This is a genomic window from Moritella sp. PE36 (assembly GCF_000170855.1).
Taxonomy (GTDB): domain Bacteria; phylum Pseudomonadota; class Gammaproteobacteria; order Enterobacterales; family Moritellaceae; genus Moritella.
This window is the reverse complement of record NZ_ABCQ01000004.1, coordinates 101,916-118,370: the sequence shown is the minus strand read 5'-3', so window position 1 is coordinate 118,370 and position 16,455 is coordinate 101,916. Positions and strand designations below refer to the sequence as shown.

13 protein-coding genes are annotated in these 16,455 nt (G+C 40.5%); 6 read left to right on the top strand and 7 right to left on the bottom strand.

Annotated features, from left to right (window positions below; translation table 11 throughout):
* Positions 1-69: 69 nt before the first annotated feature.
* From fusA to PE36_RS04450, 3 genes are all read right to left on the bottom strand, one after another.
* On the bottom strand, positions 70-2,157 hold the full coding sequence (fusA, locus tag PE36_RS04460; protein WP_006030775.1) for an elongation factor G: 2,088 nt from the start codon (positions 2,155-2,157) through the stop codon (positions 70-72).
* 240 nt (positions 2,158-2,397) lie between these two features.
* Positions 2,398-2,913 (bottom strand): DUF3087 family protein, encoded by a 516-nt coding sequence (locus PE36_RS04455; protein WP_006030774.1) that lies wholly within the window; start codon positions 2,911-2,913, stop codon positions 2,398-2,400.
* A gap of 260 nt (positions 2,914-3,173) precedes the next feature.
* Positions 3,174-4,523: a DEAD/DEAH box helicase gene (locus PE36_RS04450; RefSeq protein ID WP_006030773.1), complete on the bottom strand. Its 1,350-nt coding sequence runs from the start codon at positions 4,521-4,523 to the stop codon at positions 3,174-3,176.
* Between the two features lie 347 nt (positions 4,524-4,870).
* On the opposite strand from PE36_RS04450, the gene PE36_RS04445 reads away from it, so the two are divergent.
* Both PE36_RS04445 and dbpA read left to right on the top strand, forming a co-directional pair.
* Positions 4,871-5,077, top strand: a complete 207-nt coding sequence (locus tag PE36_RS04445; protein WP_006030772.1) for a cold-shock protein — start codon at positions 4,871-4,873, stop codon at positions 5,075-5,077.
* A gap of 135 nt (positions 5,078-5,212) precedes the next feature.
* Positions 5,213-6,607, top strand: a complete 1,395-nt coding sequence (gene dbpA / locus PE36_RS04440; protein ID WP_043993919.1) for an ATP-dependent RNA helicase DbpA — start codon at positions 5,213-5,215, stop codon at positions 6,605-6,607.
* A 105-nt stretch (positions 6,608-6,712) separates the two neighbouring features.
* On the opposite strand, the gene glpC is transcribed toward dbpA, so the two are convergent.
* From glpC to PE36_RS04420, 4 genes are all read right to left on the bottom strand, one after another.
* On the bottom strand, positions 6,713-7,921 hold the full coding sequence (gene glpC, locus PE36_RS04435; protein WP_006030770.1) for an anaerobic glycerol-3-phosphate dehydrogenase subunit GlpC: 1,209 nt from the start codon (positions 7,919-7,921) through the stop codon (positions 6,713-6,715).
* A gap of 12 nt (positions 7,922-7,933) precedes the next feature.
* Positions 7,934-9,292 (bottom strand): glycerol-3-phosphate dehydrogenase subunit GlpB, encoded by a 1,359-nt coding sequence (gene glpB / locus PE36_RS04430; RefSeq protein ID WP_006030769.1) that lies wholly within the window; start codon positions 9,290-9,292, stop codon positions 7,934-7,936.
* Positions 9,282-10,925 carry an anaerobic glycerol-3-phosphate dehydrogenase subunit A gene (gene glpA, locus PE36_RS04425; protein ID WP_006030768.1) on the bottom strand — a complete coding sequence of 548 codons (1,644 nt, stop codon included), beginning with the start codon at positions 10,923-10,925 and terminating at the stop codon, positions 9,282-9,284. The genes glpB and glpA overlap by 11 nt, the downstream gene beginning before the upstream one ends.
* 175 nt (positions 10,926-11,100) lie before the next feature.
* Positions 11,101-12,030 (bottom strand): LysR family transcriptional regulator, encoded by a 930-nt coding sequence (locus PE36_RS04420; protein WP_006030766.1) that lies wholly within the window; start codon positions 12,028-12,030, stop codon positions 11,101-11,103.
* A gap of 234 nt (positions 12,031-12,264) precedes the next feature.
* Between PE36_RS04420 and PE36_RS04415 the strand changes: the two genes are divergently transcribed.
* From PE36_RS04415 to PE36_RS04400, 4 genes are all read left to right on the top strand, one after another.
* Positions 12,265-12,984, top strand: a complete 720-nt coding sequence (locus PE36_RS04415) for an SDR family oxidoreductase (RefSeq protein ID WP_006030765.1) — start codon at positions 12,265-12,267, stop codon at positions 12,982-12,984.
* Positions 12,985-13,189: 205 nt separating this feature from the next.
* Positions 13,190-13,498, top strand: a complete 309-nt coding sequence (locus PE36_RS04410) for a hypothetical protein (protein ID WP_006030764.1) — start codon at positions 13,190-13,192, stop codon at positions 13,496-13,498.
* Positions 13,499-14,156: 658 nt separating this feature from the next.
* Positions 14,157-15,170, top strand: coding sequence for an amino acid ABC transporter substrate-binding protein (locus tag PE36_RS04405; protein WP_006030763.1), 1,014 nt, complete (start codon positions 14,157-14,159; stop codon positions 15,168-15,170).
* A gap of 99 nt (positions 15,171-15,269) precedes the next feature.
* Positions 15,270-16,454 carry an amino acid ABC transporter permease gene (locus PE36_RS04400; RefSeq protein WP_083797974.1) on the top strand — a complete coding sequence of 395 codons (1,185 nt, stop codon included), beginning with the start codon at positions 15,270-15,272 and terminating at the stop codon, positions 16,452-16,454.
* Position 16,455 lies beyond the last annotated feature (1 nt).

Sequence of the window (16,455 nt, the reverse complement as noted above, 5' to 3'; positions counted from 1 at the left end):
TTTTCAGGCAAAAAATAACCCCAGTTATTTACATAACTGGGGTTAGGAAGATTAACTAAAAATAATTACTTATTTTTTAGCGTTCTCTTCTTTAACTTTAGCAATTACGCCTTCAGCTACGTTCATTGGACAAGGGTTGTAGTGTGAGAACTCCATAGAGAACTGACCACGACCAGATGTCATAGTACGTAGTGAACCGATGTAACCAAACATTTCTGAAAGAGGTACGTCAGCTTTAATACGAACACCAGTAACACCAGCCAGTTGATCTTTGATCATGCCACGACGACGGTTAAGGTCACCAATAACATCACCCACGTGATCGTCTGGAGTGAATACGTCAACAGCCATGATAGGTTCAATCAGTTGTGCACCCGCTTTAGGGATAGACTGACGGAACGCGCCACGTGCTGCAAGTTCGAATGCTACTGCTGATGAATCCACTGCGTGGAAGCCACCGTCAAGTAGTTCAATTTCAACATCGATCATAGGGAAACCAGCTAGAACACCAGTATCCATCATGCCTTTGAAGCCTTTCTCAACTGCAGGCCAGAATTCTTTAGGTACGTTACCACCAACAACTGAAGATTTGAACGTGAAACCAGCACCCAGTTCGCCTGGCTTGATGATGTAATCGATTTTACCGAATTGACCACTACCACCAGATTGTTTCTTGTGCGTGTAGCTATCTTCAATTTCTTGCGTAATAGTTTCACGGTAAGCAACTTGCGGAGCACCAACAACTAGTTCAACGCCGTAGGTACGCTTAAGGATATCAACTTTGATATCTAAGTGAAGTTCACCCATACCAGAAAGGATTGTTTCACCTGAATCTTGGTCAGTTTCAACTTTAAATGTTGGATCTTCAGCAACCATTTTACCGATCGCAATACCCATTTTCTCAGTTGAACCTTTATCTTTAGGTGTTACAGAGATAGAGATTACTGGTTCAGGGAATACCATTGCTTCTAGAATGATAGGATTTTTAGGATCACATAATGTGTGACCTGTTTGAACGTTAGTTTTCATACCAACAATCGCGATAATATCACCCGCTTGTGCGTATGCTAATTCTTTACGTTCATCCGCTTGCATTTCACACATACGGCCTACACGCTCAGTTTTACCTGTTGCAGCATTAAGGATCGTATCACCTTTTTTCAACGTACCTGAGTAGATACGAACGAAAGTAAGGGCACCAAAACGGTCATCTGAAATTTTAAATGCTAACGCTTTGAATGTTTCTTCAGTTGATACAAGTGCAAATTTACCGTTTGGCTCGCCTTCTTCATCTGTAAGCGGCTGAGGATCAACATCTGTTGGGCTTGGTAGGTAATCAACAACAGCGTCAAGAATGTTTTGAACACCCTTGTTCTTAAATGCTGAACCACAGTAAGTTGGGAAGAAGTCCATTGTACGAGTACCTGCACGGATACAACGTTTGATGTCTTCCATAGCTGGCTCGTTGCCTTCCATGTAAGCTTCTAATAGCTCATCATCTTGCTCAAGAGCAGTATCAAGTAACTTTTCACGGTATTCTTCTACTAGTTCAACCATGTCTGCTGGAACATCAGTGATTTCGAAGTTTTCTGCTTCGCCTGTATCATCCCAAACGTATGCTTTACGAGTAAGAAGGTCAACAATACCAACAAAATCGTCTTCGATACCGATTGGTAAAACCATCACTAGTGGGTTAGCACCAAGTACGTCTTCAGTTTGCTTAACAACGCGTAAGAAATCAGCACCCATACGGTCTAATTTGTTTACGAAGATGATACGTGCAACTCGTGATTCATTCGCATAACGCCAGTTAGTTTCTGATTGTGGTTCAACACCACCAGAACCACAGAATACACCGATACCGCCGTCAAGTACTTTAAGTGAACGGTAAACTTCTACTGTGAAGTCAACGTGTCCAGGAGTATCAATAACGTTTAAACGGTGCTCATTCCAGAAACAAGTTACAGCTGCTGATTGGATAGTAATACCGCGCTCAGCTTCCTGTTCCATGAAATCCGTAGTTGATTCGCCGTCATGTACTTCACCAGTTCTGTGGATCTGACCAGTAAGTTTCAAAATTCGTTCAGTCGTTGTTGTTTTACCAGCATCAACGTGAGCGAAGATACCGATATTTCTGTATTTGGATAAATCTGCCATTATGTTCTCTATAATTTATTTATGTAAAGATTCGCGCGGAGTATATCACGTTTTTTTAGCAACAAAAAAGAGATAGCGGCTTATAAGGCGGCATTTGCTGGGTTTTTTTCAATATCTATATCATTAATTCGTATTAAGGCTATAAAAATTGAATATTTGGCTAATATCTTGGGTTTTTATTCTAAAAAACAGGCGCAATGATAGCCGAGCCTGTTTTTTATACGCTTGTCAAAATGTGCTTTAAAACTGTTTTAATAAGCTTGGCTGGTAGTCATCAAGGGAAATGGTTAAATTCTTTTCGGCGATGAGGTTATCTAATTTAGCGATGTCAGCCATTAAACCTTCCATCGTTAATGTATTGTTGTCTAAATTGTATTGTTGCTTCGATGCCGCGTAGTAGTAATTGAGGATGATGATGGCATCGATATTGGCATTGTCACTGTCGCTTAACGCTAATTTTATATGATGAAGCTTGCGGTAAATTTTGTTGTTTGCTTGCTTTAAATCCCAGACATACATGACTTCAATTAAATAGGGATGACGGCGGATAAGCCTGAATGCTACCAACAAGCTAATCACTCCCAGAATTACGCCTGCTAAATTTAGTTTAAAATTATTCTCGTCAGCGCCGCCAAAAAAATGGACTAACACTTGGCCATAAAATAATGCAAACGCGATTAACACCGCTGTCGCGACAATACTCGCCATATTTAAGTGTTTACGGTAACGAACTTTGTCTATTTGTTGTAATTTCATTTACTTTTCGCTCTTGAATGAAGAGTGAATATTCTAGCAAATAAAGGCGTGAATAATCATATTAAGCAGGGATTATTTGATTAAATAAATGTAAAGTAATTGATCGCTGATTGAATCGAAGATTATTAATTAAGAATGGGGTGAGAAGGGGTCAATGAAGTGATAATAAAACGCATCGTCTTTGATTACTAAAGACAATGCGCATAAGATTATTTATAAATAAGCACGTACTTAATTACGCGCTTATTATAGATAAACGCTTAATTATTGCTGCTGTTATTTGCAGAACCAGCAGGGCGACGACGATTGCCTTTGTTTGCTGATGGATTTACTTCACTGCGTGGACCAGTGTGACGACGGTTTTTACTTGCCGGTTTGTGACCACGTGAGTTTTCACCTGAACGTTGACCATCTTGATGATCTTTCTTAGGCTTTTTCTCTTTAGGTGGACGAATACCCGGTGTAGTCGGGAATGAATCCATTGGTGCAAAACCGTCTATAACAACACGCTCAAGGTGCTTTTGCGTTAATTGTTCAATTGCTACCAGCTCTTTCATTTCGTCATGACAAACTAATGAGATTGCAGTACCTTCAGAGCCAGCACGACCGGTACGACCAATACGGTGAACATAATCTTCTGGTACGTTTGGTAAATCGAAGTTAACGACTTGTGGTAGTTGCACGATATCGATACCACGAGCGGCAATATCAGTCGCAATAAGTGCTCTTACTTCACCTGATTTGAAGTTTGCTAGTGCTTTAGTACGTGCACTTTGGCTCTTGTTACCGTGAATAGCGGCAGCATTGATGCCTTGCTCTTCTAGATGTTTGGTTAACTTGTTCGCGCCGTGTTTAGTTTTGGTAAATACCAACACTTGCTTCCAGTCGTTTTCTTTAATTAGGTGTGTTAACAGCAGTGCTTTTTTCTTCTTATCAACCGGGTGCATCCATTGTTCAACCGATTTAGCGGCAGCATTACGCGGTGTCACTGAAATCTCAACTGGATCATTGATTAAGCCCCTAGCAAGCTGACGGATGTCATCAGAAAAGGTTGCTGAGAATAATAGGTTTTGACGTTTTTGTGGTAGTACCGCAAGGATTTTACGGATATCACGTAAGAAACCCATGTCCAGCATGCGATCTGCTTCATCTAATACCAAAATCTCTAATTGGTGAAAGCGAATCGCATTTTGATTATATAAATCTAGTAAACGGCCAGGCGTTGCTACCAATATGTCAACACCACGACGTAAACGCGTCATTTGCGGGTTAATTTTAACACCACCAAATACCACTGTTGAAGTTAAACGTAAATGTTTGCTATAAACTTCAATGTTTTCTGCAATCTGTGCTGCGAGTTCGCGAGTTGGCGTTAAGATTAATGTACGTGCTTGATTGGCACGTGGGCGCGGGCCTTGGCTTAGTATTTCTAAAATAGGTAGAGTAAAACCAGCTGTTTTACCTGTCCCTGTTTGTGCCGCAGCCATTACATCCCTACCTGACAATACAGCTGGTATTGCTTGCGCTTGAATTGCCGATGGTGTGTCGTAGCCTTTTTCTGCTACAGCTTTTAGGATTGGAGCGGATAAACCGAGGTCGGTAAAACTCATATAGTGTCTCTTTATTTATGTGGTTGCTATTTATGTGCTACTACTACCTATACGCGACGATGATGCGCTAGTGCTTAGTATAACAGCGGTGCTGCAGGGTACATGATAGGCTGCTCAAGTGCAAACTAGTTAATTATAGTTGTTTATACGCATTAATTAGAAATAACCCTGTTGACACTAAACCTGAAGTCTATATAATTGGCCGCAGCTTTAAGGTTAGTTTTATGAATGAATTCCATTTCGAAGTTTTTATAGTACCTCGTCCTGTTTGATCATAAGTAAGTAGTAACACTTCCAGCAACACCGGCGTATGCCACTTAAATTACTATCATAATAGGATTACAATTATGTCTAAAATTACTGGTACAGTAAAATGGTTCAACGAAACTAAAGGTTTCGGTTTCATTCAACAAGAAAACGGCCCTGACGTGTTCGCTCACTTCAGCGCTATCGAAAGTGACGGTTTCCGTACACTTTTAGAAAACCAAAAAGTTGAATTCAACGTTACTGATGGCCAAAAAGGTCCTCAAGCGGAAAACATCGTAGTACTTTAATTCTTTGAATTAATAGTCACTAAGATTGTTTAACTTAAATGAATTGATGATAAATCGAAACGTTTAAGTATAAAGGGCATGTTCTTCGGAGCTTGCCCTTTTTGTTTTATCTCCTATTTATTTAAGGTATGTCCTGTGAGCCAAACTAATTTTTCTTCTCTAAATTTACGTCCAGAACTTGTTTCTAATCTGGATACTCTCGGTTATACCGAAATGACACCTATCCAAGCACAAAGCTTACCGAGTATTCTTGAAGGTAAAGATGTCATTGGCCAAGGTAAAACAGGTTCAGGTAAAACAGCTGCTTTTGGTTTAGGTTTACTTCAGCGTTTAGACGTTGAACGTTTCCGTATTCAAACGTTAGTTCTTTGTCCTACCCGTGAACTTGCTGATCAAGTAGCGAAAGAAATTCGTAAACTAGCACGTGGTATTCATAACATTAAAGTACTTACATTGTGTGGTGGTATGCCATTTGGCCCACAAATCGGTTCATTAGAACACGGCGCACATATTATTGTTGGTACCCCTGGTCGCGTATTAGATCACTTAACGAAAGGCACGTTACGATTAGATAATCTAACAACATTTGTGCTGGATGAAGCGGATCGTATGTTAGAAATGGGTTTCCAAGACGCACTAGACGCGATTGTTGAGAAAGCACCGAGTGATCGTCAAACATTATTATTTAGTGCTACGTTCCCGAAAAAAATCCAAGCGATTGCAGCGAAAATAATGAACAACCCTGAAATGGTTGAAGTTGCGTCAACGCACGATGACAGCACCATTAAACAACATTTCTATAAAGTAAAAAACTTTGGTGAGCGTTTAGATACAGTACGTGGCTTATTACTACAGCACAAACCTGAATCAACGGTTATCTTCTGTAATACCAAGAAAGACGTACAAGATGTTGCTGATGAATTAGGTCATTTTGGCTTTAGTGTTATTGCACTGCACGGTGACTTAGAACAACGTGATCGTGACCAAGCGTTAGTGCGTTTTTCTAATAAGAGTATTTCGGTCATGGTAGCGACTGATGTTGCATCACGTGGTCTGGATATCGAATCTTTAGACGCCGTGATTAACTTCCAAGTTTCTCATGACAGTGAAATACACGTTCACCGTATCGGGCGTACTGGCCGTGCTGGCAGTAAAGGTATGGCTTACACTATATTTGATGAGAAAGAAGCATACCAAGTTGCGTTATTAGAAGATCGTTTTGGTATGATCACGCCAGAAGCATTACCACCGATGAGTGTCCTCAATGAATCACCAATGATGCCACCGATGGAATGTATCCGTATTGATGGTGGTAAAAAGCAGAAAGTACGTGCGGGTGACATTTTAGGCGCTCTAACGGGTAAAGATGGCATTGATGGTAAACTAGTTGGTAAAATTCAACTGTTTGATAACTGTGCGTATGTTGCTGTTGATACTAAAGTGGCTAAAGCTGCGGTACAGAAAATTGGTAAAGGTAAATTGAAAGGCCGTATGTTCCGCGCTTGGATTGTACGTTCATTTAACGATTAATCGTTAAGCTTCAGTAATACTTAAAGGACGTCAACTCTTTATTTACAGTAAATGATTTACAGAAAACTATTTACAATAAATAAGGATCAGACGTCCTTTTAGTTACTAGTCCGTTAAGCATTGCGCTAATAAACTCACCGGATGGATAGTTTCTAAGTCCGTATTTTCGTCAATTTGCCATTTGCAGGTTTCACAATCGGTAATAGCAAAGTCAGCGTTGGCCTGTTTAATCTGTTCAAACAAACCTTTACCTATCTTCATCGACACCTCGTAGTTTTCTTTCTTAAAACCATAAGTGCCTGCCGAACCACAGCATTCACTGTTGAGTACAATAACCTTTAAACCAGGGATAGTACGTAACAGTTCAATCGTAAATATAGCTAAGCCACTGCGCTCTAAATGACACGGCGTATGGTAGACGATGGTTTTATTCACGGGTTTTAATGTTGGCATATTACCGTTCATAAACTCGCGTAATAAAAATGGCGTGATGAACTCAAGCTTATGGGTGATCTTGCTATTATCAACATTTAATACATGTGGGTATTCTTGTTTCAAGGTCAATGAACACGTTGATGACGTCGATAGGATCGGGGTATTGAATTGCTCGACAGCCTCGGTCATGTGTTTAACATTAAATTGTGCATTTTTACGCGCTTTGTCATGAAAACCATTGGCGATCAGCGGTACGCCACAACATTTCTCTTTCTTCAATAATTTAACGCCGATATTCATGGCATTTAACAGTTTAACTAAATCTTTACCTAACTGAGGGTTGTTGTAATTAACATAACAGCCATGGAAATAACTGATCTGACGTTCAAACTGTGCTTGGGTATTGGCTTGTTTTTTATACCAATGTCTAAACGAACCAAATGAATATTTAGGTAACGATTTGTGCCTATCAATCGCGATGGTTTTATCCATGATGGTTTTGATGATTTTCGAGTCAGTGATCTTATTAACCAAAGGCGCAATGGGTGTCGATAATGTGCCGAATAAATCGGTGTGACTTAAAATATAATCACGCATTAATTTAGGATTAAGTTTTTTCTTCTCAAACTTGCCGCGCGCAACCGCAATAATGTCACCGACATTGACGTTGGACGGGCAAGCTGTTTCACAACGTTTACAGTTAGTGCAGAGTTTTAATGCTTCGTCGTAATACTCAGGACTTTTTATTCTCAATCGCTCCCCATCGGGGCCTGATTCTTTTGGCCCTGGGTAATTCGGGTTGGCTTTGGCAACAGGGCAATACACGGTGCAGATGGTACACTTAATGCATTTTTCAAAACGTGTTGATACTAAATCCATTGTGTTTCTTCCTTATGCCAGACTGTCGCTAGTGAGGTGTTTCGAGTGACTATTTTTCGTGTGTTGTAAGAGTTGATTGGCTGCGTGATAGCCGGTACTAATCGCAACACCACTGCCACAGCCTTGAGCGATTGGATCGTAACCGCCTAAATTTGACCCTGCGCAGAACAGGTTATTTACCACTTTCCCCGCTAACATGGGATTGAATTTGTGATTGGTTTTGATGCCTAATGATAAAAATGGTTGCGAGTTAGCGGAAAAAAATTGCGGGTTATACCATGCATTACGCGCTTGAGTGCTGTTCATGTCTAAGTTGAATACTGGCTCTTGTAATTTGTCATGGTGAGCAATTAGCCCTTTATTAAAAAAGCTACCGGATGCGAAGATATAGTTATCTGCAGTTAATGGCATGCTTTCTAAATTACGAGTGTAAATACGTTTAAGGGTTAGTTCGCCATTACTATTATGACAGCTATCGTCTTCGACCATATCGCCATGCGTGACTTGGTCGCCTTTTAACAGCATGCCGCCTGCCTTGATAAATAAATCAATCATGGTTTCTTCAAGGCGGATCCCCAGCATTGACGGTGGCATAGTCGGTACTTCATGGAAGGTTAAATTGGTTAATGCATGTAATTTGTTAAGGACCGACAACCCCATGCCATCGCCTGTGATGGCTGGTAGGATCACCAGGTCATTGGGTGTGGCGATAGCTTTCAGCTTAGCCGCTAACGCCTCGACTTCATTTTCGTTACTTAAAATACGCGCAATATCAATCGAGCGCAGCTCACAAGCATTACGTTTCAGCCCGGAGAACCCATCAATTGAAATGTTGGTATGCGTTATTTCTACATTTTTAAATTCGGGGATTTGGAGCAAATTATCGGTGATCATCTTGGCATTAAAATCACGGAAGTCATTAATTTGTACGACCACAATACGGGTGATGGCATGTTCCGTTAGTCGCATTGGTAGTTGTTGTACATAAGGTTGCGATAACCATGTTGATTTTAACGTCCCCAGCGGGGTGATGCGTAGATGGTTATCACCGTTGTCTTGTTGCGTTAATGGAATACCAGCAGTGGTCAGTAAATTTTTATACCACTCAAGAGATTCAAATACGGTCTCTTTACCCACCTTGCTATATGGGTGGTCAGGAAATTCATTGGTAAATTTATTAAATATCGTTGCCGGATTGCGAATAACCTTGCCAGTCGGCGTATGTGAAAGCAGATCGATAGAGCCTGATGAAAAGTGCAGGGCGCTTTGACCATTGGAAATGATAGCTGTTTTTAATCCAGCTTCGAGGCTACGTAACCCTGCGGTATAACCGGCAATACCACCGCCAATAATGATGCTATCAAATTTCATAATATTCCTTATCTGCTTGTTTTTCGCCTAGCTTGTTAATGTCCGTGGCACCAAATAGACCTTCATATAGCCAATAGGTAAACTCGGCTTCTCGCAGTGCATCGCCGAACAATACGGGTTTAATGCCTTTCCAGCGCTCTTCAAAAAACTGCATTAATAATTTACTTGATTCATGACCGCTACAGTTGGCAAAATCACAAAATAGACTGGCAGCACGATAGGTACACAGTTCACCCTGGCACGAGCCCATGCCTAAGCGAGTACGTCGTCTTAAATCAACCAAATTGGTGACATCGAGTTGTTTGATTGCGTATTCAATTTCACCAACAGATACCATTTCACATTCACAGACAATGGACTTGCCTTTGGTACTTTGATCAAAGGTGGCAACGGCCGTTTCACCGTGACGATGCGTTGCTGCTTTGGTGGTAAAGACGGTTTTTTGAGGTTTACTCTCTTTATTAACAACAGAACCGGGCAGGGGGTATAAATGGGTGCTACAGCTGCTGGTATTACCTAGTTTTCCGGCAATAAGATCGGTGGTCATTTCAGCCATTAAGCGACTGGTCATTAACTTGCCTCCCAGAATACTGCTAAAGCCTGCTAAACCATCACGTTGTTGATGATCGAGTAATACAATACCGCGACTGATGTTACGGCCATCACCACCACCTACATCAACGAGGGGACGCACGCCTGCATAAGCGCGTAACACTCGGGTTTGTGCGAGTATTGGTGCCAATTTCGCCCCTTCTTCAATGAGGATATTAACTTCTTTCTCACTGATTTTGAGGGCGTCGATATCTTTGTAATCAATTTTTTCGGAAGTGGTGCCAATTAACGAAATTGAATCTCCGGGTACTAAAATATCGGCATCGGCAGGTTTACGGCAACGGTTGATAACCAGATCGTTAATGCGGTGTTCGAATACTAATAATGACCCTTTAGCTGGTAACATTTGCACGTTGAGGTCTGCGTAGTGGCAAATGTTTTTCCCCCAAATCCCCGCTGCATTGATAACTTCTTGGGCATACACTTCAAACTGTTCATTGGTACGGGTGTTAATGCATTTTGCGCCGATGATACGATCGCCAATGCGGATCAAGGATTTCACCATCGAATAGGTAAGTAGTGTTGCACCATGGTTTTTTGCATCTAATACATTCGACGCACATAAGCGGAAAGGATCTAGGGTGCCATCGGGGACTTTGACTGCACCGAGTAAACTGCGATTTACATTCGGTTCAAGGTCGATCGCTTGCTGAGGTGTGAGTCTTTGGGTACTGATACCGGCACTTGTGCAAGCGTCAACAAAGGTAGCCTGAAAATCCAAGTCATCTTCTGGCAAGGTAATAAATAACCCGCTGGTATCTTCGATACAGTGACTGGCGATATGTTTGAGGATCTTGTTTTCTTGAATGCATTCTCGCGCTGACTCACTGTCAGTGACCGCATAACGCGCGCCGGAATGTAATAAGCCATGATTACGGCCTGTTGTGCCTGAAGCAATATCCCCTTTATCCAGCAATATGCATGTTATGCCACGTAATGCGCAATCGCGCATAATACTGGTGCCAGTCGCGCCACCACCAATGATCAATACTTCACTATTGAAACGGGTTGATTTTCCCATAATTCATCCATATATTCTGGTCAATTAACTACTTATAAGTATGACGAATATATTTTTTGATGAATTGATCTTAGTCATCAATGTTCGAATGAGTGTTTGGTGGTTCCAATTCGAACATTTATGTTTTTTAAAGCGCTATTTTTATCATTATAAAGTGCTTATTTTTGCCAAAACTTTATAATTGACTGAAGCGTTGGCAAATAAAATCAATCAGCACCTTTAATCGGGCTGGTTGATAACGATTGCGGTGATATAGTAGAAACAAGGGAACATCAGGCGAATGCCATTGTTCTTCATCAGGTTCTGAGATTAAAGCGGGTGCTAAGGTATTCGCGTTAATTTCATTTTCACAATACAGCTCAGGCAACCGGACAATACCATTGCCATGCTTCGCTGCGTTAATCAATGCGCGACCACTCTTACAGCTAAAGTTACCTTTTACGTTGATCTCTATGTCGTGTATTGGCGCGTTATTGTGTTGCACTGATTTTTGATGAAAGCGCCAGCGTTTGATGCTGCCGGTTAAGCAATTATGCTGTTCTAGATCCTTTGGATGAGTAATGGCAGCATGTTTAGCAAGGTAATCGGGACTCGCCAATACCTGTACTTTAATGTCGGTGAGTTTTCGAGCCACTAACCCTGAGTCTTCTAATTCACCCATACGTACGACCAAATCAAACGCTTCTGCAATTAAATCTACCCGTGGGCTGCTAAAGTCCAGTTCCACCTCGATATCAGGGTGCTGTAAATTAAATTCACTGATAATGTTCGCTAGAATATCCTCGCCAATCACGCCGCCCACACAGTTAATACAAATGCTCCCTTGTAATTGCTCGGTATCATCCTTGGCTGCGATCACGGCTTGGTTGATGGTTTGCAATGAGGTAAGGCATTGTTGAAAGAATTGCTCTCCAACCGGGGTCAGACGTTGGGCGCGGGTAGTGCGGACAATCAGTTGTACACCTAATTGCTGTTCTAATTGTGCTAGCTGACGGGATACATGCGCGCGTGATGACTGTAATACTTCCGCTGCTTTGGTAAAGCTACCTTGCTGGGCTATGGTGACAAACGCGCGAATGTCGGCAAGAGAAGAACTACTTTGCATGCTATACCTATATGGATAAATTCAAACTAACTTCATTGTAGCTTAATGCGTAACAGTTATGTTCTTTATTGTGTATATATCAACAATGGTCAACGCTATATACTCTCTTTCATCCACTCAGGAGTGCTTAGGAGTCGCATTAATAGCTGCGGTCGAAGCCACTGAGTATGTAGCTAAATAGCTGCAGTTTAATATTAAATATAATCAAGCATAATAAAAAATAGAGAGTATATAATGAAAAAATTAGTCGTGATCACAGGTGCAAGTTCAGGTATTGGTGAAGCTACAGCGAAGCGTTTAAGCGCGGCTGGTCACCCGTTATTATTAGTTGCTCGTCGTGTTGAAAAACTAGAAGCACTAAATTTACCAAACTGTTTGTGTGAAAAAGTAGACTTAACTGTTCACGCCGAATTCCATGCTGCACTGGCTAAAGCAGAAGCGTTATACGGTCTAACAGATTTATTGATTAACAATGCAGGCATGATGTTATTAGGTCAAATTGATACCCAACCTGCTGAAGAATTCAAAACCATGTTCGATATTAATGTGATTGCATTATTAAATGGCATGCAGGCAGTGCTTGCGCCAATGAAAGCGCGTAATACAGGTACAATCATTAACATTAGCTCAGTTGCGGGTCGTAAAACATTTGGCGGCCATGCGGCATACTGTGGTACTAAGTTTGCGGTGCACGCTATCACAGAAAATGTACGTGAAGAAGTCGCTATGTCAGATGTACGTGTAATCACGATTGCCCCTGGCGCTGTTGAAACTGAGTTGTTATCACACACAACTTCAGAAGACATTAAAGCGGGCTACGAAGAGTGGAAGAAAACCATGGGCAATATTCTTGCACCTGATGATGTTGCACGTTCGATTGAGTTTGCTTATGCGCAACCGCAAGAAGTATGTATCCGCGAGATCGTACTAGCAAGTACACGTCAAGAACCTTAATCTAATTGGCATTATTGCTACTTGTTTGAGTGGCAATAGACTGTCAGCAATGGTTAATATAAATACGTATTTTAAAAGTACTATTTTCCCGTTTAACAACAAATAAATGGGTAATTAGTACTTATTTCATACTTGGCGATGACATTGCTTAGTTAAGATAAAACACAATACACCAAAGTAAGCTTTACATTAAGGACGATGTGAAATGAAATTATGGATATACAGACCTGCACAACTACTGGATGCGGCACGAGATTATAAATTATATGCTGATGGGAAATTTGTAACCTATGTGAAACGTGGACAACGTTTTTGTGTTGAAGTACCGGATGATACTCAAACCCTACAAGCCAAATTAAGCTGGTGTTCTAGTCAGCCGATCCATACCAAAGATATCTCTCATGGCGCAGTGACAGTTAAAAATGCCTTTTCTCATAATCCCTTTTTAGTCTTTTTCGGTTCAACGCTATTTGCGACGTTTGGGCGTAAGCATTATTTGAAATTGGTCATCTGATGTTACTGCTGCTTTTGTCACTAGAATAAAGTTGTTTCTCTTGAGATAAATACCACATTGCCGCTTATTATCTCGAGAAAAGCGTAATATACCTCTATTTGATAAGCTGTAAATCGAATATACCCTGCCTTTATTATTCTATAGTGTGACAGCTGCAACGAAATACTATGCCTTCTGATCGGATGAGTATTCAGCTTTGTTATCGGTAACCTAATTAATAGCATAGATAAAATAACGTCGCTTTAAAGCATTCGCGTAATAACAAGCCTATTATTAGTGCACTGCGTAGTTTTAATCAGACAGGGAAGACGTGACATATATGGTTGCTGGCTTAGCTTACAATGTCAAAACACCACGATTGTTTATAGTACATTAATTTTCATTATAGAATTAAATACGGGGAAAAGACTAAAAGTGAATATCCATAAAGTATTATTCACTTGAAACGACACTAGCTGTGTTGATTTTATGTTAATTATGTGATCAATGTCAAATAGTTGTTAATGCTTTTGTTAATCAGTTGTTGGTTCGTAGATGTTGTAGAAAAATTCCCTTATGATTATTTTGTGTTCCCGATTCAGAAAAATAACTCTTTCAAGTCGCTGTTTGGCTTCTTAAACTGATATTTACAATAATAAAAATAGACAAGGAAATTAATATGAAGGTTACAAAAATAGCTTTAATACTAGGTCTAGCATCAACACTACCCAATTTAGTTAATGCTGCTACATTAGAGCAGGTGATGAAAAAAGGCGTATTAAACTGTGGTGTTTCTACAGGGATCCCTGGTTTCTCGGCGACTGATTCAAAAGGCGTTTGGAAAGGTATCGACGTTGATTTTTGTCGCTCAGTTGCAGCCGCAGTATTAGGTGATGCATCGAAAGTGAAATATATTCCACTGACAGCGAAAGAGCGTTTCACTGCGTTACAAAGTGGTGAAATTGATCTTTTATCTAGAGCGTCAACTTGGACTGCAACACGTGATACTTCACTGGGTTTAAACTTTGCGGGTGTGAACTATTATGACGGTCAAGGTTTCTTAGTTAAAAAAGAAATTGGCGTAACGTCAGCGAAAGAACTTGATGGTGCTTCTTTCTGTATTCAAGCAGGTACCACAACAGAACTTAACTTAACTGATTATTTCAAATCAAATAACATGGAATATAAAGCGGTTACGTTTGATACATCAGGCCAAACAATTGATGCATTCAAAAAAGGCCGTTGTGACGCTGTTACATCGGATGCATCTCAGTTATATGGTTTAAGAATTAAATTAGATGATCCTAAATCAGCGATTGTATTACCTGATATCATTTCTAAAGAACCACTAGGTCCAGTAGTTCGTCAAGGCGATGATGCATGGTTTAACGTGGTACGCTGGAGCTTATTTGCGACACTTGAAGCGGAAGAGTTAGGTGTAACAGCAAGCAATGTTGATAAGCAATTAAAATCTAATAACCCATCTGTGAAACGTTTATTAGGCGTGACTGGTAAAGCCGGTGAAAACTTAGGCCTTAAATCCGATTGGGCTTACCAAATTGTTAAGCAAGTTGGTAACTATGAAGAAATGTTCGATAACAACGTAGGTAAAAATTCACCTCTTAACATTGACCGCGGTCTCAATAATTTATGGAATAAAGGCGGCTTAATGTACGCAATGCCAATTCGATAAATTAATACCTAGTCACTTCACCTTCTCAGCATTACGTTTTGTTGAAGTGACCTTGGTATATCGGGGGCTTGGCCCCCTTTTTAAAAGGTTTATTTTGTTATGAATAATTCAAAACTCCCTCCGACTTCCCTCGGTTTATTTAACAGCCCCAAAAATCGCGCTCTTATTTTCCAAGTGCTTTCCTTAGTGGTTGTGGTTTTATGCCTTTTTTACTTCGTTAACAACATGTTTGATAATGTAGCAAAAAGGGGTATAACAACCGGTTTTTCGTTTTTAGGTGAAACTGCTGGTTTTGGTATCAGCCAATCGCTTATTCATTATGATGATACCAGCTCGACTTTTTTAGATGTATTTATTGTTGGTTTATTAAATACAATGTTAGTGGGTGTGATCGGTATTATTCTAGCTTCGGGTCTTGGGTTATTGATTGGTATTGGCCGTTTATCGCCTAATTATTTAATCTCTAAATTGTCTCTGGTATATATTGAAACATTCCGTAACATACCCATTTTATTACAGATTTTATTTTGGTATAACGTGGTACTTGCGGCACTACCAAGCCCCCGTCAAAGTCTTTCTTATTTCGACTCTATTTTTATTAACAACCGTGGTTTGATCATTCCGGATCCTATTTTTGAATCAGGTAGTTTCTCTATATTAGTGGCGTTTGTGATTGCTTGTATCAGCGTCGTGTATCTGTCTAAATGGGCGAATAAGCGTCATGATTTAACGGGTGAAGAATTCCCTGTTATTCGGGTTAGCATTGGTATGTTGATTGGTGCGCCATTGTTAATGTTTTTCCTTGCAGGGCAACCAATCAGCGCTGAATATCCAGCATTGAAAGGCTTTAACTTTAAAGGTGGCATCACCATTATTCCTGAGTTACTGGCGTTGATTTTTGCGTTAAGTATCTATACCGCGACCTATATTGCAGAAGCAGTGCGTGCGGGGATTGAAGCTGTACCCCAAGGGCAAAAAGAAGCGGCAAAATCATTGGGTTTAAAAGAGCATGTGATCTTGCGTAAAGTTATTTTACCGCAAGCATTACGGGTGATTATTCCTCCCGTGATCAACCAATACCTTAACCTCGTGAAAAACTCGTCACTGGCAACCGCAATCGGTTATCCAGAAATTGTGACCTTGTTCTCTGGTACCACGCTTAACCAAGTTGGACAGGCAATTGAGATCATTTTAATGACGATGGCGGTATATCTTGTTTTCAGTATTGTTATTTCACTGCTGCTGAACTGGGTTAATGCAAGAATGGAAATTAAAGGAAGATAAT